This is a genomic window from Brachyspira pilosicoli, from assembly GCF_036997485.1.
Classification (GTDB): domain Bacteria; phylum Spirochaetota; class Brachyspiria; order Brachyspirales; family Brachyspiraceae; genus Brachyspira; species Brachyspira pilosicoli_C.
On the sequence record NZ_JAWLPU010000002.1, the window covers coordinates 533,881 to 554,452 of the forward strand.

The 20,572-nt window shown below is 27.9% G+C and carries 17 protein-coding genes; 7 read left to right on the forward strand and 10 right to left on the reverse strand.

From position 1 onward, the window contains the following. Positions 1 to 9: 9 nt before the first annotated feature. The 5 genes from fliF to R4I97_RS07715 all read right to left on the reverse strand — a co-directional run bounded on the left by fliF (position 10) and on the right by R4I97_RS07715 (position 4,279). A complete protein-coding gene (gene fliF, locus R4I97_RS07695) occupies positions 10 to 1,707 on the reverse strand; it encodes a flagellar basal-body MS-ring/collar protein FliF (RefSeq protein WP_335784484.1) in 1,698 nt (565 codons plus the stop codon). 216 nt (positions 1,708 to 1,923) lie between these two features. Then, positions 1,924 to 2,409 (reverse strand): CinA family protein, encoded by a 486-nt coding sequence (locus R4I97_RS07700; RefSeq protein WP_335784485.1) that lies wholly within the window; start codon positions 2,407 to 2,409, stop codon positions 1,924 to 1,926. 9 nt (positions 2,410 to 2,418) lie between these two features. Further along, the gene (locus R4I97_RS07705) at positions 2,419 to 2,748 is read right to left on the reverse strand and encodes a branched-chain amino acid transporter permease (protein WP_335784486.1); all 330 of its coding nucleotides are present in this window, start codon (positions 2,746 to 2,748) and stop codon (positions 2,419 to 2,421) included. Next, entirely contained in the window at positions 2,741 to 3,463 is a 723-nt protein-coding gene (locus R4I97_RS07710; RefSeq protein ID WP_335784487.1) for an AzlC family ABC transporter permease, read from the reverse strand. Before R4I97_RS07710 ends, R4I97_RS07705 begins: the two co-directional genes overlap by 8 nt. A 72-nt stretch (positions 3,464 to 3,535) precedes the next feature. Then, a complete protein-coding gene (locus R4I97_RS07715; protein WP_335784488.1) occupies positions 3,536 to 4,279 on the reverse strand; it encodes a copper homeostasis protein CutC in 744 nt (247 codons plus the stop codon). 194 nt (positions 4,280 to 4,473) lie between these two features. On the opposite strand from R4I97_RS07715, the gene R4I97_RS07720 reads away from it, so the two are divergent. Then, positions 4,474 to 4,875, forward strand: coding sequence for a hypothetical protein (locus R4I97_RS07720; protein WP_335784489.1), 402 nt, complete (start codon positions 4,474 to 4,476; stop codon positions 4,873 to 4,875). 1 nt (position 4,876) lies between these two features. Here R4I97_RS07720 and carB read toward each other — a convergent pair whose 3' ends face one another. The 4 genes from carB to R4I97_RS07740 form a co-directional block, all read right to left on the reverse strand. Beyond that, on the reverse strand, positions 4,877 to 8,068 hold the full coding sequence (carB, locus tag R4I97_RS07725) for a carbamoyl-phosphate synthase large subunit (protein WP_335784490.1): 3,192 nt from the start codon (positions 8,066 to 8,068) through the stop codon (positions 4,877 to 4,879). After that, positions 8,061 to 9,146 (reverse strand): carbamoyl phosphate synthase small subunit, encoded by a 1,086-nt coding sequence (locus R4I97_RS07730; RefSeq protein WP_335784491.1) that lies wholly within the window; start codon positions 9,144 to 9,146, stop codon positions 8,061 to 8,063. The genes carB and R4I97_RS07730 overlap by 8 nt, the downstream gene beginning before the upstream one ends. Before the next feature lie 262 nt (positions 9,147 to 9,408). Then, on the reverse strand, positions 9,409 to 10,185 hold the full coding sequence (locus R4I97_RS07735) for a hypothetical protein (protein ID WP_335784492.1): 777 nt from the start codon (positions 10,183 to 10,185) through the stop codon (positions 9,409 to 9,411). A gap of 117 nt (positions 10,186 to 10,302) precedes the next feature. After that, positions 10,303 to 11,913, reverse strand: coding sequence for a gamma-glutamyltransferase family protein (locus tag R4I97_RS07740; RefSeq protein ID WP_335784493.1), 1,611 nt, complete (start codon positions 11,911 to 11,913; stop codon positions 10,303 to 10,305). A 557-nt stretch (positions 11,914 to 12,470) separates the two neighbouring features. On the opposite strand from R4I97_RS07740, the gene rpmB reads away from it, so the two are divergent. Then, positions 12,471 to 12,662, forward strand: coding sequence for a 50S ribosomal protein L28 (gene rpmB / locus R4I97_RS07745; RefSeq protein ID WP_014932896.1), 192 nt, complete (start codon positions 12,471 to 12,473; stop codon positions 12,660 to 12,662). Continuing rightward, positions 12,662 to 14,392: a 4-hydroxy-3-methylbut-2-enyl diphosphate reductase gene (gene ispH, locus R4I97_RS07750; protein WP_335784494.1), complete on the forward strand. Its 1,731-nt coding sequence runs from the start codon at positions 12,662 to 12,664 to the stop codon at positions 14,390 to 14,392. Before rpmB ends, ispH begins: the two co-directional genes overlap by 1 nt. A 47-nt stretch (positions 14,393 to 14,439) precedes the next feature. Here ispH and R4I97_RS07755 read toward each other — a convergent pair whose 3' ends face one another. After that, on the reverse strand, positions 14,440 to 15,381 hold the full coding sequence (locus R4I97_RS07755) for a DUF4912 domain-containing protein (protein ID WP_335784495.1): 942 nt from the start codon (positions 15,379 to 15,381) through the stop codon (positions 14,440 to 14,442). Between the two features lie 164 nt (positions 15,382 to 15,545). Between R4I97_RS07755 and R4I97_RS07760 the strand changes: the two genes are divergently transcribed. The 4 genes from R4I97_RS07760 (at position 15,546) to R4I97_RS07775 (ending at position 20,567) form a co-directional block, all read left to right on the forward strand. Then, on the forward strand, positions 15,546 to 16,082 hold the full coding sequence (locus R4I97_RS07760; protein WP_335784496.1) for a hypothetical protein: 537 nt from the start codon (positions 15,546 to 15,548) through the stop codon (positions 16,080 to 16,082). Positions 16,083 to 16,087: 5 nt separating this feature from the next. Beyond that, the gene (locus tag R4I97_RS07765) at positions 16,088 to 17,827 is read left to right on the forward strand and encodes a CASTOR/POLLUX-related putative ion channel (RefSeq protein ID WP_335784497.1); all 1,740 of its coding nucleotides are present in this window, start codon (positions 16,088 to 16,090) and stop codon (positions 17,825 to 17,827) included. An 82-nt stretch (positions 17,828 to 17,909) separates the two neighbouring features. Then, complete coding sequence (locus R4I97_RS07770) at positions 17,910 to 18,338, forward strand: rhodanese-like domain-containing protein (protein ID WP_335784498.1); 429 nt, start codon at positions 17,910 to 17,912, stop codon at positions 18,336 to 18,338. 243 nt (positions 18,339 to 18,581) lie between these two features. Continuing rightward, positions 18,582 to 20,567, forward strand: a complete 1,986-nt coding sequence (locus tag R4I97_RS07775; RefSeq protein ID WP_335784499.1) for an AAA family ATPase — start codon at positions 18,582 to 18,584, stop codon at positions 20,565 to 20,567. The last annotated feature ends 5 nt before the right edge of the window (positions 20,568 to 20,572 follow it).

Below are 20,572 nucleotides of genomic sequence, written 5' to 3' on the forward strand. Positions count from 1 at the left end.
TTAACTTATTTATTTATCATCTGCCATCCAAGTACGTAGCAACTGAGCAACATCCTCTGGTCTCTCATGACTTACTCTTATAACCTCTTCCATTAATTTCTTACGAGCTGCATCCTCTAAATTAATTTCAGTCATAGGCTCTTCATTAGCATTCATCATAGCTTGTCTACGCATTTCCATTTGCTTACGTTCAAGCTCTTCTTCTCTAAGTCTGCGTCTTCTAGCAAGCTCTTTCTGTATAGATCTGATTATAAGCACTAATATAAACAATGCTAATAATCCTATCATAGAAATTATAAGAACTCTCTTTATAAAATTGTTTCTTAATAATCTAGCATCTTCTGCATTAAATCTATCCCAATGGTCAAATTGAATATGTGTTACACTAACTTGGTCTCCTCTTTTTAAGTCATATCCTATAGCAGCTTGCACTAATGCTGTAACATTTTTTATCTCATCAGCAGTTACTGGATGATATTCTCTTAAATAACTAGAACCATTAGTTATTATAGCATTACCATTAGCATCATAAACCTTTGTCCATCTTCCGTCTAAAGCAACAGCAGCAGATATTTTACCTATCTGGTAGCTTCCTTTCTTTATAGCCTCATATCTTTTGCTTAATTCATAGTTATCTTGGCTATCTGTTTTTGTGTATGTTTGCCATCTGTCTGTTTTATCTTTATATCCAGGAGGAACATTCTCCTCTGCACCAGCTGCTCCCTGAGGTATAAATTGCTGACCTTTCCAATCTTCTGTTACTGTACGAGTTGATACTTGAACTTTATTTGTAAATTGACTGTCATCATAAGGTGTTGTTGGGTCATCTTCTTTAAGTATTATAGGAAGTACCAAATTATTTGTTATACTAATATCGTCCCATATAAGCTCTAATGCTATTGTAGTTTCTACTCTGTTTGTATATATTCTTCCTAATGTTTGTCTTATTTTATTTTCTATCTTTTTTCTCTCTCTATCAACTATTTTCAATTCTTCCTGAGCTACTTTTAATTTTAAGTTGGCAGCTTCATCTGTAAAATCGGTTAATACATAGCCTGTACTGTCTGTAATTGTTACAAACTCTGGCTTTAATTTATCAACACCCATAGCTATTAATTGCTGTAAGCCTCTAACTGTTTTTGGGTCTCTTAAAACTTCTTCTTTAAAAGGCTGTGCTTTGATTACTACTGATGCTGTAACTGGTGAATCTACATCTGTTAAATATTCTTTCTTAGGAAATGCTAAATCAACTGTAGCTTCTTGTACAAAATCTAATTTAGTTAAAAGCTGTGTTATTGCCTTTGTTAATGACCTTCTTTTGTTAATATCTAATTCTGCATCTGTAATACCAATGCGAGGAGCATCAAATAATTCCCATCCGTCTACTCCCATCGGCATTCTGCCTTCTTTTACCAATTCTAATTCGGCTTTAGCTTTATCAGCTTCATTGTTTAATGTAATAAATCCATTTCTATATTGATATTTTATATTATTTGCATCCAAAACAGCTATAACGTTTCTTGCATCTTCTTGTGTTAGTGCATTTTGAAATAATAATGTGCCTGCTCTTCTCGAAGTAAAAAATACTGTAGCTACTATTGCCCCCAAAGCAACTACTAATACCCCTATAAGTATTGCCTTTTGTACTTTTGTAGTTTTTGCGAAAATATTTTTTACTTGCCCAATTAATTTATTCACAAAATCCATTAGAATACCACCTTAAAAAGTTCTCTTTATATTGTATCGGTTATAGTTATGTTTACTTTATAAAAAAATTATGTTTATTTCCAAATTTTTTATATCTTTTATATATTAGTTTACATAATTATTTTTGTCAATAAGTAAACATAATATTTTTGACCCTTTATATTACTTTTTTCACTTTTTAAAGGTTTTACTATCATTTTTTATAATTTTCACAAATTAAAGATTTTGTATATAATTTTCAACCAAATCTAAAGAAAATAATACGCTTAAGCTTCTAATATTATCTCTGTCGCCATAGAATATATTTTTATAAGCTTTTATATAATTTTCTGCAGCTATGCATACAAATACCAACCCAACAGGCTTATCTTCAGTACCTCCATTTGGACCTGCTATTCCGCTTATCGCTATTGATATATCACTATTCATTATTTTTCTGCTGTTTTCTGCCATTTCTAATACGCACTCTTCACTAACTGCACCATATTTTGACAAAGTTTCTTCTCTTACACCTATCATTTTATGCTTTACTTCATTAGAATATGTTACAAAAGAGCCTTCAAAGCATTCTGATGAACCACTTACAGACGTTATATAAGAAGAAAAAAGTCCGCCCGTGCAAGACTCGGCAGAAGTAATCTTTAATTTCTTTTCAATAAGAAGATTAACCACATTTTGAGATTTTATTTTTATTCTATCCATAGTATCATCCTAAACAAAAATAACTTGCACTAAAAACATATATATAATCGTGCCTAAACCTATACTAATAAGTACATTTCTTTTAACAATTTGAAAAACAGCTACTATAATTATAGATATTATTTCAGGCAAACCATAAGGGAATTTTATTATATTTATATCTTTTATGCAATATATTACAAGAAGAGCTATCATAGCATAAGGCATTATATCACCCAAATATTTAATATATCTTCTCTCAGCAATAGACTTTCTTATTATTATAAAAGGCAAAAATCTTAAAATAGCCGTTGCAAAAACAATTATTAATGCCGTTATAAAAAGTTCTTTATTAGTCATTAACATTTATTTTACCTTCTTTATGCTTATCAAAATTATAACTAACACTTATCACTATAAATATTAAAATCATAGAAAGCACTATAAATATATTAGTTTTAAATATCAAAATAGGTATAGAACATACAAGCCCTATAATAGCCCCCTTATGATTATTATCACTATCAAGCCACTGCTCTACAAATATCACCACAAATAGAGCAGTTAAAACAAAATCAAGTCCCTTAGTATTAAATTTAACTACATTTCCTATCAAACAGCCAATCAAAGTACCCAAAGCCCAATAAATATAATCAAAAAAAGAAACAAAAAATAAAAACGCTTTTCTATTTATATTTTTAGGCACATTGCCGCTGCAAAGTATAGAAAAAGTTTCATCGCTCAAAGAAAATATTAAAAAAGGCTTTAATAAACCAGTTCCTTTATATTTGCTTACCATTGATATACCATAAAAAGACATTCTTGAATTTACTGTTAATGTTAATATAAAAGCATATATAGGGTTAAAAGGAGCTAAAAACAAATAATTTATAGCTACATACTGCATACTTCCGCAATATGCCGCCATACTCATAAATATAGCAAGAAAAGTGCTAAAACCCTTTGCCTTCATCAATATGCCATAAGCCATACCCAAAAATAAATACCCTATAAGAACTGGTATAGTCTTTGGAAGAGCATATTTTAATGTAGAAACTAATTCTTCTTTATTCATATTTTTATGTTTTTTAATTATTTGTTAAATTATTGAATAGATATCATAATTAAATATAAATTTATGTCAATATTATATTTTTGATTTTATATTTTTTACTTTGTTTTCATCAGTATATTTAACGCTAAACTCAGGAGGTCTTAAAGTGGCCCCCATAAACACATTTTCATTTCTATATTGCATAACACTTTCAACTGTTTTGTTTGCTGTCATATGATATTCATTTGCTTTAACAGTATCTTTTATATATTCAATGTTTCTTTCATTTATTCCGCTTCCTGGCATTATTATTATTTTATCATTATATTTTTCAACTAATTCTTTTAATTTTATTATACCGCTCATAACATTAGCTTCACCGCCTGAAGTAAGTATCCTCTCAAACCCAAGCGATATAATATCCTCGCATGCTTTATTTAAATCAGAACTTACATCTATTGCCCTATGAAATGTTGCCTTGCTGCTTCCCCATAAATCTAACAATTTAGAACATCTCTCTTTATCAACTTTTCCCTCTTTTGTAAGTATTCCAAACACTATGCCGTCAATTTTTAATTCTTTCATGAGTTTTATTTCTCTTTTCATTATTTCAAACTCAATATCATTATAACAAAAATCTCCTCCCCTAGGACGTACCATTGCATATATTGGTTTATTTACCTTTTCTCTTGCTAATTCCAAAACTCCATAACTTGGAGTTGTACCGCCCTCAAACATATTGCCGCAAAGCTCAACTCTGTCAGCTCCCCCTTTTTCAGCATTAATGCAAGACTCTACACTGTCCACGCATATTTCTATTTTTATATTTTTATTCATGTTATTTATACCTAATAAATTTATATTTAAAAACATCTAAATTATACTAAAAAAATATTAATTGTCAAAAATTAATATTAATAAATTATAACTACATTCAAAAAAATTTAGAAATATATTTATATAATTAAATTTATTGATATTTATTTTTATGGGTTTATAATATATTAGAGTAATTAAAAAAGGCGGTTTATATGGAAATAGGTGCTTATAGAAACAATACTATAAATAACATTACAAATATTTCAGCTGTTTCAGCAAATAAAAAAACCCCAATAAGTGAAGTAGGTGTATGTAAGACTTGCGCTAATAGAACATATCAAGACGGCTCTAATGATATAGGAGTATCTTTCAAAACACCAACACATATAAGCCCTTCAAATGCCCCATCAGCTGTAGCCTCACACGAACAAGAGCATGTTGCAAACAATGAAAGAAATGCTCAAAAGTCTGGAGGTGAAGTATTATTTCAAAATGTTACATTAAACACATCTATATGCCCAGAATGTAAAAGAGTTTATGTTTCTGGAGGCGTAACAAAATCAGCAATATCCGCCCCAAAAGATAAGGGGAGCAATGTTGATATTTATGCTTAAATTAAGCAATAGGCATTATACTAAAGTTCATTGATTCTATTACTCTAAGCAAAGCATAAGCTGTATCTAATGAAGTAATACATGATATATTATTTTCAGCAGAAGCACGTCTCAATTCTAAACTATCAGAATGAGTTTTGCTGTCGGTTGCTATTGTATTAATAACATAATCAACTTTTCCTAATCTTATAGTATCTATTATATCTTCAAATCCGCTTTCATAAATCTTTGAAACTTCTTTTATATAAAGACCCTCTTTTCTAAGGAAATTAGCAGTTCCTTTTGTAGCATATATTCCGTATCCTATATTAGAAAATCGCTTTGCCATATCTACAATTTCAGGCTTATCATCATCTGCTATTGTAAAAAGAACATTTCCTTGAAGAGGTATTTTTATTCCGCTTGCAATTAGTGCTTTATAAAGTGCTTTTTCAAAGTTAATATCAAAACCCAATGCCTCACCTGTACTTTTCATCTCTGGACCAAGCACAGTGTCTACTTTTCTTAATTTGGCAAAAGAAAATACAGGAGCTTTAACAAATACTTTGTTAGATTCTTTTTTATATAAATCGTTATACCCTTGTTCTTTTAATGATTTTCCAAGTATGCACATTGTAGCAATATTAGCCATAGGTACATTAGTTATCTTGCTTAAGAAAGGTACTGTTCTACTGCTTCTAGGATTAACTTCAAGAACATATACATTATCATCTCTATCAACTATAAATTGTATATTGTAAAGCCCTATAAAATTAAATCCTTCTCCTATTCTTTTTGTATAATCAATAATACTGTCTTTTACTTTTTTAGAAATAGTTTGAGGAGGGTATACGCTTATAGAATCTCCAGAGTGAATACCCGCTCTCTCTATATGCTCCATTATGCCTGGTATAAATACATTATGCTCATTGTCAGAAATAGCATCAGTTTCTATTTCTTTTCCTACAATATATTTATCAATTAATATAGGAGCTTTATTGCTAACTTCTTTTACAGCAGTCTCCATATATATTTTTAAAGCAGCATCATTATAAACTATCTCCATAGCACGCCCGCCTAATACATAACTAGGACGCACCAAAACAGGATATCCTATTTTGTTTGCTATTACTAAAGCTTCATCAACAGTTATAGCAGTTTCCCCTTTAGGCTGAGGTATATTAAGAGATTTTAGCATCTCTTCAAACTCATGTCTGTCTTCAGCTCTGTTAATATTTTCTAAAGAAGTGCCAAGTATATTAACCCCATGCATTACAAGTTTTTCAGCTAAGTTAATGGCAGTCTGACCTCCAAATTGAACAATAACCCCTTTAGGTTTTTCAAGCTCCACTATATGCATAACATCTTCTATAGTGAGAGGTTCAAAATAAAGTTTGTCAGATATTGAAAAATCTGTTGATACTGTTTCAGGGTTATTGTTTATTACTATAGCCTCATAACCTGCTTCTCTTATAGTCATAACAGAGTGAACTGTAGAATAATCAAACTCAACTCCCTGTCCAATCCTTATAGGTCCAGAACCTAAAACAATAATGCTTTCTTTATCGCTTTTTATAGATTCATTTTCTTGTTCATAAGTAGAGTAGAAATAAGGAGTCTCACTTTCAAACTCTCCCGCACAAGTATCAACCATTTTATATACTGGAACAATACCATTTTCATGTCTTAATTTGTATATATCAATTTCTTCCACTCCCCAAACTTTGGCTATATAACTATCAGAAAAACCTCTCTCTTTAGATTCTCTTAAAATATCTATATCCATTTTATTTTTAGATAATTTATTTTCTAACTCTATTATATTTTTTATTTTATCTAAAAAGAATTTATCAATATGAGTAATATCTATTATGTCTTTTATATCTTCTTTTCGTCTTATAAGTTCGGCTATAATAAATATTCTTAAATCATCTCTTAATTCTATACGCTCCCATAATTTTTTTGTGGTATATTCAGAAACATCTTTATGAATTATATGGTCGCATTTTATTTCAAGAGAGCGAACAGCTTTTAGAAATGATTCTTCAAAATTACGCCCTATGCTCATCACTTCGCCTGTAGCTTTCATCTGTGTGCCTAATTGTCTGTCTGCGTTAGGGAATTTATCAAATGGAAGTCTTGGGAATTTTGTAACTATATAATCAATAGAAGGCTCAAAACAAGCAAAACTTTTTTTAGTGATAGGGTTAAGTATTTCATCTAAAGTCATACCCACCGCTATTTTTGCACTTATTTTAGCAATAGGGTAGCCTGTAGCTTTACTAGCCAAAGCACTTGAACGAGATACCCTAGGATTAACCTCTATTATATAATACTTAAAGCTATTAGGGTCTAATGCAAGCTGCACATTACAGCCCCCGCATATTTTTAAAGCTCTTATTATTTTAAGGCTCACATTTCTAAGCATTTGATTTTCTCTGTCGCTTAGTGTCTGACAAGGAGCAACAACTATGCTATCTCCCGTATGTATTCCAACAGGGTCAACATTTTCCATATTACATACCACTATTGCATTGTCATTATTATCACGCATAACCTCATATTCTATTTCTTTGTATCCCGCAATGCTCTTTTCAACCAAACATTCATGAACAGGGCTTATTTTTAATCCAGTCTCGCATATCTCAATTAATTCTTTTTCATTGCGTGCAAACCCGCCTCCAGTTCCCCCAAGTGTATATGCAGGACGCACAACCAAGTGATATCCTATTTTGTTTGCAAACTCTATTGCCTCTTCAACACTATGCACAATCACACTTTCTGGCACTGGCTCGTTTATATCATTCATAAGCTGTTTAAAAAGCTCTCTGTCTTCTGCAGTGTTTATAGCATTCAAGTCCGTTCCTAATACTTCAACATTGTATTCGTCTAATATACCGCTTTCAGCAAGCTCAACTACTAAATTAAGACCTGTTTGTCCTCCAAGAGAACCTAATATTGCATCTGGTCTCTCTTTATAAATTATTCTCTTAGCAAAATCCAAATTAATAGGCTCAATATATACTTTATCTGCTATAGCGGCATCAGTCATTATTGTAGCAGGATTTGAATTTATAAGCACAACTTCGTATCCTTCCTCTTTCAAAGACTGACAAGCTTGTGTACCTGCATAATCAAACTCTGCAGCCTGTCCTATAATGATTGGTCCTGAACCTATTACTAATATTTTTTTTATATCTGTTCTTTTAGGCATTTTTCTCTCCATAATTGTTATTCATCATATCAATAAATTTATCAAATAAATATTTGCTGTCCTCTGGTCCTGGATTAGATTCTGGGTGATATTGAACAGAGAATACTGGGAATTTTTTATGTTTTACTCCCTCGCAGCTTTCATCATTTAGAGATATATGAGTTAAAATTAAGTCTGTATTTACTAAACTCTCTTTTTCAACGGCATAACTATGATTTTGACTTGTGATGCTCACTTTATTAGTCTCCAAATCTTTAACAGGGTGATTTCCTCCTCTGTGCCCGAACTTTAATTTTATAGTATTAGCACCGCATGCCAAACTTATAAGCTGATGCCCCAAACATATTCCAAATATTGGCACTTTTCCTATAAGCTCTTTTATTGTATTGATTGATTCATTTACATCTTTTGGGTCGCCTGGTCCGTTTGAAAGCATTACTCCGTCTGGATTTAAACTCATTATGGTTTTAGAATCTGTATCATAAGGCACTACTATCAAATCGCAATCTCTTTTACTTAACTCTCTTATTATTCCAAGTTTTGCCCCGAAATCTATTAGCACAACTTTTTTACCTCTATTTGGTATAGGAAATGCATTTTTTGTGGAAACTCTTTTCACATGGTCATTCATATATGGTGTATCTTTAAGCATTTTTACTATATCATCTTTATTTTCTATAGTGTCGCTCATTATAGCTTTTAATGTTCCTAATTTTCTAATCTTTCTTGTTATAGCTCTGGTATCAATATTTTCTATAGCAGGAATATTTTTTAGTTTCAAAAACTCATCTATACTTTCTGCACTCCTAAAATTATTAGGACTTTTACAAGCCTCTTTTACTATAATACCAAATATTGCAGGATTAAGGCTTTCAAAATCATCTCTGTTTATACCATAGTTTCCGATTAAAGGATAAGTCATAACAGTTATTTGCCCGCAGTATGATAAATCGGATAACACTTCCTGATAACCTGTCATAGATGTATTAAAAACTAATTCACCTATTTTGAAATTATCAGCACCAAAACCAAGTCCTTCATAATGACTTCCGTCTTCAAGTATTAAATAACGTTTCAAATTTTACCTTCCTATAATTCTAAATTTTTTTTAGATTTTTGCTTAAAATAAAAAAAAGATTGGAAATCAACCGAAAGTCAATTTCCAATCTTTTTCTAAGATTATTATAAAACTGCTTAACTCGCAGAATTCTTTTTATTTGAAAATGTTTAAAAATCATAACTTTATTTTATTTTTTATTTTAAATAACTATAACATATATAATTAATATTACAATCATTTTTTATAAAAACAAAATAAAAGCCTATATAATTATTTTAAATTATTTTGTGCTGGGACCAAACTTAAATCCTACCTGCAAACCTATATCAAAACTAGAATAAGCAATATCTTCAACTATCAAATATCTGCCAAAATTAGGGAAATTATTATTATTAAGTAAATCATTATTAACAGAATAAACAGTAGGCTCTAAACCAAAATCATATCCTAAATATAATCCCACATTAATAGCTAAATTTTCCATAAAAAATATAGAATAATCAAAAGTTAATTTTATATAAGGTATAACTTTATTATCAAAACCGTTTGAAATATCATTGTAAGTTATTTTTGTATTAGATTTAATATCACCATTTTTTGAATAAAGTTTTCCAGCTAAAGGTATCTTCACTCCTCCGCCAATTCCTATAGCAAAATTATAAATATTAAACTTTGGAAGTAGTCCAACTTGAAGACTTTCAAAAGTATAAGTATCAGAAATATTTTTGTTAAGCTTACTTATATAAGAATAACTATCATGACTATAACCCAATTCTCCAAGAACACTTACTCCCATATTAGTATTAATAGCAAACATATATCCAATTTGAGCAGACACTCCAGCATCAAACCCTATACCATTATTTTTAGCAACAGCATTTCTCATAACTCCATTATTGATATTATCATAATATTGAGCCAAATCAGTAAAGTCATAATCATAAACCCCAAAACTCATACCAATAGGAACATTTAAAATAAATTCAAAACCGCTATTTGCAAAGCTTGTAGCCGTTATAAAAATAAAAGCAAAAATAGAAAATATAAATTTTTTCATAAATTTCACCACCAATTTTATAATATAATAATAATATATATATTATTATAACTTTTTCATAACTTTTTTCCATAATTTTATATATTTTTATTTATAAATACAAAAAATAAATATTTTCTAATATCCAATAATAGCAGAATCAGTTCTATAATCACACCCGCCATATAATACATCATTCTCATTTCTAAATACTATCTGCCCTCTTCCAAAATATCCAAAGCCATTTAATTTATCTTTTTTAACTACATTATGCCCCTTGCTTTGAAGCTCTGATGCTAAATTATTATCAAAATTATGTTCTAACTCTATATTTTTTTCGCCAACCCATTGCCATCTTGGCTTATCTAATGCACTCTGCGGATTAAGGTTATCATCTATCATATTTCTTAAAACCTGTAAATGTCCCTGAGGCTGCATAAAAGCCCCCATCACTCCAAATGCACCAATAGGTTTATTGTCTTTGCATAAAAAACCAGGTATTATAGTGTGATAAGGCTTTTTTCTTGGTGCTATAAAATTCGCTGATGATTTATCTAAAGAGAAATTAGCCCCCCTATTATGCAATGCAATCCCCGTTTCTGGTATTACTATACCCGAACCAAAGCCCATGTAATTACTCTCTATAAAAGAAACCATATTTCCATAAGAATCTGCCGCAGCTAAATAAACTGTATCCCCACTATTAAATATATAATTCGAAGGTTCTAATGCTTTATTTTTTGTTATAAGTTTTGCTCTTTCTTTGGCATATTCTTTTGAAAGCATTTCCTCAATTCTTACTTTCATGTGTTTTTCATCTGCTATATATTTTTTTGTATCTGTGAATGCAAGTTTTAATGCTTCTATATCATAATGCGTATTTAACTCATCAAAATTACTAAGTATATTTAATGCCATGAGCACTGTTATTCCATGTCCATTGGGAGGTATCTCATAAACATCATAACCTCTATAGTTTGTAGTTATAGGCTCTACCCAACTCGGATAATAATCATTTAAATCTTCTTTAGATAAATAGCCTCCATATCTTTTCATAAATCTATCTATTTTCTCAGCAATCTCGCCCCTATAAAAACTCTCTGCATAAGTGCTTCCTATTTCAAATAAAGTCTTAGCATGATGAGGAAGCTTTACAATACTTCCAACTTCTGGAGCTTTGCCGTTAAAACTGAAAGTATCAAACCAATATTTAAACTCTTCTCTTTTATTGTTATCAGAAACTTTCAAATAATTATTAAAAGCAATATTCCAATCGAAAGCTACTTGCGGCTGTAATGCATATCCATCTTCTGCATATCTGATAGCAGGCTCTAAAACTTCTAACAATTTTAACTTACCAAATTTTTTACTTAAAGAAGCCCATGTAGCAGGAATGCCTCCAACAGTGATAGGTATTAGTCCATAATGAGGAACACTATCTAAATTAAGCGACAATATTTTATCAACATCTAAATTTTTTGGTGAAAATCCGCTTCCATTTATAGCATGCAATTTATTATCAAAATAAACTATAGCAAAAGCATCTCCTCCAAGACCATTAGAAGTAGGCTCTACAACTGTCAAAGCAGCCGCTGCTGCAATGGCACTGTCTATTGCATTTCCGCCTTTTTTTAATATTTCAATACCAGCCTCTGTTGCTAATACATTACTGCTTGCAACCATCCCCTTACTCCCAAATACAACATTTCGAGTAGAATTATATTCATTATTATAAAAATTAAATCTCATTAAAAATACCTTAAAATATTTATTATATAAAATTATACATTATAAAAAAAATATCACCATTTAATTATAAAAATTTATTTATAATTAAATACAAAGATTCTACCCATATTTTTATTCTCCCTCATGCAACTTTAAAAATATAAATTTATTTTCCTTATGTTGCTCAATTATAAACTCTAACTTCCCTATCTTTTATAAAATTTATAGTCTCCGCCAACGCACGCTAAACTAAACAAAAATATATAAATCAACTAAAAATACAATTTAAACTTATATTGACAAGTTTATTTAACGTGCGGAAAATATGCTTATATACTAATCAAAGCCTATGTGCTTTTTTAGTTTGCATTATGAAATATAAAAGTCATAATTTTAAATAATACATAAAACTAATAAAAAAGAGCATAGTATTAAAATACAGCAAAAAATACTATAATAACTATTTCCTAATATTTATCCAAATACTAAACAGATTTTTTTATACTGTAGTATTGACTATATTGTGCTTTTATTATATACTAATTTCAAAATTATTGTTAACTTTTTTGGAGGAAATGATGGCAAGAGTATGTGAAATATGTGGCAAAGGTAAACAGAATGGACATAGCGTTAGCCACTCAAATATTAAAACTAAACGCTCATTCAATGCTAACTTGCAAAATATAAAAATTGAACTTAATGGTTCTACTAAAAAAGCTTTAGTTTGCACTAAATGTATTAAAGGAAATAAAGTAGTAAAAGCTAAATAATGAAAGTAGAAATTGGAAAATTCGCAGGTTTTTGTGACGGTGTTAAATATGCAGTTGAAAAAACTTTTTCGCAAGCTTCTAAAAGCAACGAAGAGATCTATGTAGATGGTCATCTCATACATAATCCTCAAACATTAGATATGCTTGAAAAAACAGGAGTTAAAACCTACGAAGATACTGATGATATGTCTGTGCTTGATGATAAAACTGTAATTATAAGAGCACATGGCATATCTCCAGAAAGAAGAGAAGCTCTATCTAATCATGCAAAAAAAATAGTTAATCTTACTTGCAAATATGTCGCAAAAATACAGGCTTTGGTAAAAAAACACAGTTCATTAGGATACAGAGTTATTGTTATAGGAAATCCCAATCACCCTGAAATTATTGGGGTATGCGGTTTTGCAAAAGATGTTTATGTTGTTTATAAAGACGAAGATATAGACAAGCTTCCAGAAGATGATAAAAAAACTCTAATAGTAGCTCAAACAACCCTTCAAAAAGAAACATTTAACAAATTCGTTTCTCAAATACAAGATAAATACAAAAACTCTGAATTAATAATAAAAAATACAATATGCGAAGCTACCGAACAAAGACAAAATGAAATATTGGATATAGCTAAAAGAAATGATGTAGTCCTTGTTATAGGCGGAAGTGAGAGCAGCAATACCAGAAACTTATACAAAATAGCTTCCAGTATAAAGCCTTCATTTTATGTAGAGTTTAAAGAAGATTTGGAAAAAATAGACCTTACTCCCTACAAAAACGTAGGTATAATGGCAGGTGCATCAACTCCTGATTGGTTAATAGAAGATATTGCTCAAACTATAAAAGATAATTATTCAAGCAGTTTTTATAGAAGTATTAATAAAGTATTTGATTTTCTTAATTATGGTTATATATTCTTTTCCTTTGGTGCTTTCTTAATGTCTTATGCTATTTATGATATTTTAAATAAACCCTTTCAATATAGAATAGGGGTGATAGTGGCTTTATATTATTTATTTATGAGTTTGGGTAATGGATACAGCAATTATACCATTAAAATTAGCGACAAAAGACGTTATCTCTTCTACCAAAAATATAAACCTGCATTTTTAACCATAATTATAGTAAGTGCATTTATTATGTTTTATAATGCTTATAATATAGATACAGGAATATTAATGCTCACCATACTATCCACACTTTTAGGTACAGCATATAACATTAGCTTTGAAAAAAATGATAGATTTAATAATTCTTTTTTCTTTAGGCTTTTTAAAAGATTAGTTCCATTTAAGGCTATAATAATATCTATTGCAGTTACTACTCTTTTAAATGGTTCCATATTACTTCTTAATAGAAACATATTAAAAGATAATACATTATCTTATTTATTTTCTGTAAGCATAGTTTTTATATTTATGTTTATAAGACAAGCTTTAATAGAAATAAAATTTTCACAAAGTGATAAAATAGCAGGAGCTGTTACTTTAACTACTTATATAGATTCGGATAAATTGGCAATTATAACAGCTATTATACCAATAATACTATTAATAGGAGTAATTATTGCAAATATATTTTTCTCAGATTTTAATAGTATAAAATATTTTATACCAGTTTTATATAGCAGTATAATATCGTTTATAGTAATGAAAAAAAAGATTATAACAAGCAGGCATTTATTTTCTATATTGATAGATTCTACATTATATATATTATTTTTAGCGGCATTAATTTAATTTTAAGTAAAACTTTAATTTACAAAAAAATTTAATACCGCTAATGATTATTCCTTTCTTCTAAAAAGTGAAGAAGATGATGATTGCAAGTGATTTGCTCTTAAATCTATAAGTTCAAATATAGTAGCAGAAGATAAACTTTCTCTCAAAGCTTTAGGCGTTTTAAGTAATTTAATAATCTCTTCATTTACCATCCACTCTTCATCATAATTACTGCTAATTGAATCTCTTGGCGCATATATCATATTGCTTCTTGCTAATACAATAAATCTATTATTTTCATCATAATAGCCTAATTCAGCAATAAAATAAGCATGAGGCATAGCTAAATTAATATATCTATCTCCATAAATTGCATTAACATCAACTTCTCTATGTATTTCGCCATTTGTAATATCATAACCAAACACATGAAATATCCTTACAGATATTCTGCGGTTTTTTAAAGAATGATAAGAAACATCGTTATCGGATATATCCCAATAAAAAAAGCACCATTCAGGGTCTCTCATCATCAAAGTTAATTTAGTTTCATTATATCTATCAGGCAATTCTCTAACAATATCAACATCATCAGGTATATATTGTGGTTTTTCTTCTTCTTCAACTTTTACTTCAATAATTATCTCTTCTTCTTTAGTTTTTTTGGCAGTTTTTTTTGCTGTTGTTTTTTTAACAGCAGCAGTTTTTTTAGTAGCTGTTTCTTTTTTTGCTGCTGTTTTCTTTACAGATGCTGCTTTTTTTACAGTAGCTGATTCTTTTACAGGAACAGCCTTTTTAGATGCAGTTTTTTTTGCAGCAGAAGCAGATGTTGTTTCTTTTTTTACTAATTCTTTTTTTGCGGTCGTTTTTTTAGGGGCAGATTCTTCTTTTGACACAGATTTTTTTACTGTTGTTTTTTTAGGAGCGGCGGCTACATCTTTTTTTACAGCTGCTTTTTTTACAGCGGTTTCTTTTTTAGTGGTAGTAGTTTTTTTGGTTGTGGCCATAAATAATTCTCCATAGGTGTAGGATTTTTTAAATATGTAATAATCGTTATGTAAATTATAGGATAAATAACTATATTGTCAATAACTTTTTTACTTTTTTATTTTTATATTATTTTTATATTTATTACGATAATTATTGCATATTATTATTTTTAGGGGTAAATGTGAAAAAATATATTATATTAGTATTTACTATTTTTACTGCTATTTTATTAGCTCAAGAAGATTTCTCTGTTCCTATGACTCCAAGTAAGGATCAGCAATTAGATATAGTAGCAAAATATGGAAGTTCTTTAAGTAAATTTGATGGAAGCACAAAAGCGTATGCTCAATTAAAATATTGCATCAGTATATTAGATTCTAGAAATAAAAAGGAATTAAAAGAACATCCAGCATATTCAACTTTAGGTGATGTTTATATGTATGGAGCTACATATTTGCAAAAAGAGTACAAAGAAGAAAAAATCATAGAAATGTATAATAAGGCTTTAGAGTTGAGAAGTGATCCTAATTCTTATTATTCTCTTGCTCTTATATATAAAAATAAATATGATAATGCTGTTAAAAAAAATGATGCTGCTAAAGAAGTAGAATATGGTAAAAAAGTTTATGATAATTTTGATAAATTTGTTATCTTATCTGGAAGCGGCAATGTAAAAAAATATAAAGATATTTTAGATTATTTTAGAACTTATAAATAAAAAACATGATTAAAGAAATATTTAAATATTTAAAATATAGAATTGATAGAATGCTTAATAAAGGGTTATTCTATCAATTAATGCTTTTAGTTTGTGTTATAATAATTATTCTCTTAATAGTCTCTGCTTTTATAATACTTGTTTTTAATTATCCTATAAAAGATGCTTTTTGGGATAGCTTGATGCAATTTATAGATACAGGAAATATATCATCTGTAGATGGAAGTTTTGGGCTTGTTATTACTTTCTTAATGGTTACTTTTATAGGGGTATGCGGCTGGGGCTCTCTCATTGCTATGATTAACAAAGCATTACAAGATAGAATAAATAATTTGAGTAAGGGTAATGCTTTCATTATGGAAAAGGGGCATTCTATAATACTTGGATATGGCGAAGAGGCACTTACTATTATAGAAGAGTTCTTAATTGCAAAAATTAAAAATATAGTTTTACTTTCTGAACATAATGTTGATATTATTAGAAAAAGGGTTTCCTTTATTAAGGGTTATAGAAAATCTAATATTATTATAAGAGAAGGCTCTACTAGCAGAATAGAAAACATAAAACTTCTTAATATAAAAAAATGCTCTAGTATATCTATTATTAATAATGATGATACTGAGTCATTAAATATTTTACTTGCATTGAAAAAGATTCTAAGTGAAGAAAGAGATGCTAATGATGAAAAGATTAATATATGCCTTTTGGTTCATAATGAGGATACTATAGAGATAATAAAATCTATGGAAGACGAAAATTTTACCGTGCATATACTTTATAAATATGAGTTATTGTATAAACTTATTTCTCAAAGCATTATATATACAGGTCTTAGCAGTGTGTATGAGGATTTATTTTCTAATGATGGCAATGATTTTAAAATAGAAAGCAATCATAATTTTGAAAATGATATATTTGAAGAAGCTGCTTTAAAATATATGAATAAAGGAATCATACTTGTAGGTATAATAGAAAATGATATGGAGTTTTTAAAAGTACCTGACAGTAAATATACAATAAAGAAAAATGATAAATTGGTTACTCTTTATAAAAATAATGATAAAAACGATATCATAACTGCAAATAAAAATGATAAGTATAATAATAACATAGTTCATAATATTTTGTTAATATCTGAAGAGAAAAATAATAATGATGTTGTAAGAGAGATAAAAGAGTATATAGAAAATGCAAACTTAGAATCTTTAAGTTATGATGCTATAAAAATGCATAAAAATAAATATCAATTTCTATTAGAAAAAATAAAAAGCTCTAACATAACAAAAATAGTTTTAATATCAGAAGACAGCATAACAGATGCCAAAAGCATAAATATACTTCTTATCATAAGACAAATAATAAAAAAAGAAAATATACAATTATCTATATTATCTTTATTAGATTCTATACAGAAAAGAAATTTAATATATTCTGATGATGTTAGAGATTTTATAGTAAGCGGTAAATTAATAGGTATGCTTATGGCTCAGGCTTCTATTGATTATAATATATTATATTTATTTTACGGACTTTTAAGTAAAAATGGAAAAGATATAATAATATCATCATATTCCAAATATTTTAATGAAAACAAAACTTTTAAAGATGCTTATTTTGATTTGCTTGATAGAGGAATTATCATAATAGGAATAAAAAGATATGATGATATACTTTTAAATCCTCCTCAAGACTTTTTATTAGAAAGCAAAGATGAAATAATTATAATAACAACAAGTTATATATAAAAAATATTTTCTATATTCTGGGAACTTTTAATCATATATATTCGTCTAACAATAATATAAAATACTACTAAGGGGTATACCTATGAAAAGAAATATTTTTATTATCTTGGCATTATTAATAACAACAATTATATCTAATGCCCAAACAGCAAAAACTAATGAGATTGTGTACGAGCTTGACAATGTGAAAGTTGTCAATAAAAATGGCTTGGCTGTCAAAGATTTTATATCTTTATGGAAGTCTGATCCAAACATCGTATTAATTGATGTTAGAACACCAGAAGAGATAAAACAAACAGGAACTATCAAAGGTGCTATTAATATTGATTATAGGGCTAAAGGCTATGCTAAAAAAATATTGTCATTAGATAAAAATAAAAGATATATGTTTTATTGTAAAAGTGGAGGACGTTCAGGCAAAACAGTTCAATATATGCTTGACAATGGATTTAAAAATGTGAACTATCTTAAAGACGTCGGATATACAGAATTGAATGCTGCTTTAAAATAAAAGTAATTTTTCACTAAACAAAATAAAGGAGACTGTTTTTATTACAGCCTCTTTTTTATTTGTATATAAATCACTTTCTTTAAATTTGTATTTAAAATAAATCATTAATATAAAAATATTGAGATTTTTATAAATATGCTATACTATGAATATATCAAATATAAAATAAAATATTAAATTTAATTATGTTATGAAACTTATAAATAAAGATAAAAGCAAATAAAAAATTATAAGGGAGTATTTATGAAAAGATACTTAATAATGAAGAACTATAGAAATATTAATCCCGTTATAATAAATAAGGATAATAGAAACATCTATGATGAAGAAAAATATGGCAGATACTATTTAGGTTCTATGGAAAACGGAGATTTAATAATTAATATAGGTCAAAATGGTATTGGAAAAAGTAATATTTTAGATGCTGTAAATGATTTCTTTACTTCAAATAATTATCAATATGATAATAAACCAAGAATGGATGAATATGCTAATTGTTTACCAGAGTTGGAATTAATAATAGAAGTTGATAGCGGAAACAAATATAAATTAAATCAAAACAATACAATAACAGGATATGATAATAATAAAAATTTTGATAATGGATTTATAGGTTGGTTTTTGAAATATTTAAGATTAGAATATGGATATTATGAACAAGAGTTAAAGATTATATTCAATTACTTAAAAAACGAGGCAAGTATTCATATACTAACAATGCTTTTAAAATTGTATTTTTATGAACTTAGATTAACTTATTATAATAATAATTATAATAATAATTATAATAATAATTATAATAATAATTATAATAATAATTATAATAATAATTATAATATACAGAATATATATAATTACTTACAAAGAAACCATACCGAAAAAGAATTAATTGAATATATAGAAAAAATATATAATGAAAATACAGATATACAAACAATAGATATAGATATAGATATAGATATAGATATAGTTAGAATGCTTACTCAATATGATATTGAAAAATATAAGCTTAATCAAGATAATATTAATGATATTATAAACAGCAAAGTTTATATTCATAATCATAATTATATAAAATCTGATGAGCTTAATATACATAAAAATAATATAAAAGAGTCATTATTTTTAAAATCATTATTTAAATCTACAGGAAATAAAGATATTTATAATGAGCTTATTAATAATTATGATAGAATATCCTCAGATACTTCATATTTAACTCAAAAAGAAAATGAAATTAATAATTTATTAAAGGAGACCATATCTACAAAATTTAATGAATTATACAAGTCAAATAACGAATATGTTTTTAAGATAAGATTAGAAACTGACTATATAAAAATATATTTTAAAAGTAAAAACGGACTTACAAATCTTGATAATGAATCAGACGGTTTTCAATGGTTTTTCTCTTTATTTTTCAATACAATAAATCCTAATGAATTAAAGAAAGGAGATATCATTATTATTGATGAGCCAGAACTCCATTTATCTGTGCCTTTAATAAAGGAATTGAGGGACTTTTTAAAAACATTTGCTAAAGAGAATTCTATTCATATAATAATGTCCACACAAAATCCTTACTTTATAAATATAAACTATTTAGATGAAGTAAGAATAATAAAACCTATAGAAAATTCAGAAGGAGTAAAAATAGAAAATAACTTCTCAGCAATATACAAGAGGAATCCTGATAAACTTCAGGAAATAATAAATAGCTTCGGAGTTAATCATCGAGATATAACAAGAAACCATAAAATTATATTTGTAGAGGGAATAATTGATTATGCTTATCTTACAGCTTTTAAGCTTTTAAAAGAATATAAAGAAGGTAAACCAGTAAATATAGCCTTTATTCCTATTGGCGGTCTTGGAAAAAAGCAGGATACGGAATATAAACAAGATATTATTGATATTTTATGCGAAATAGATAAAAGACCTATGCTATTGATTGATGGTGATAATATGGCAGAAGAATTTGAAAATTTAGCGAGTGGCACATCATTAAATATTACGAAACTTTCAGATATAGATTCTTCATTTACTGTTATAGAAAATTTATTCTCTGATAATGACAAAAAAAAATTTAAATCTATGATAGAAAATAAAAATAGCAGAGAGGCTAGTATATTCAAAAATAATATTCTTAAATTAGAATTTGAAGAAGAAACAATAAATAATTTCTTTGGAGTTATAAATAAATATTCTCATATAGGAGATAATCAATAAAAATA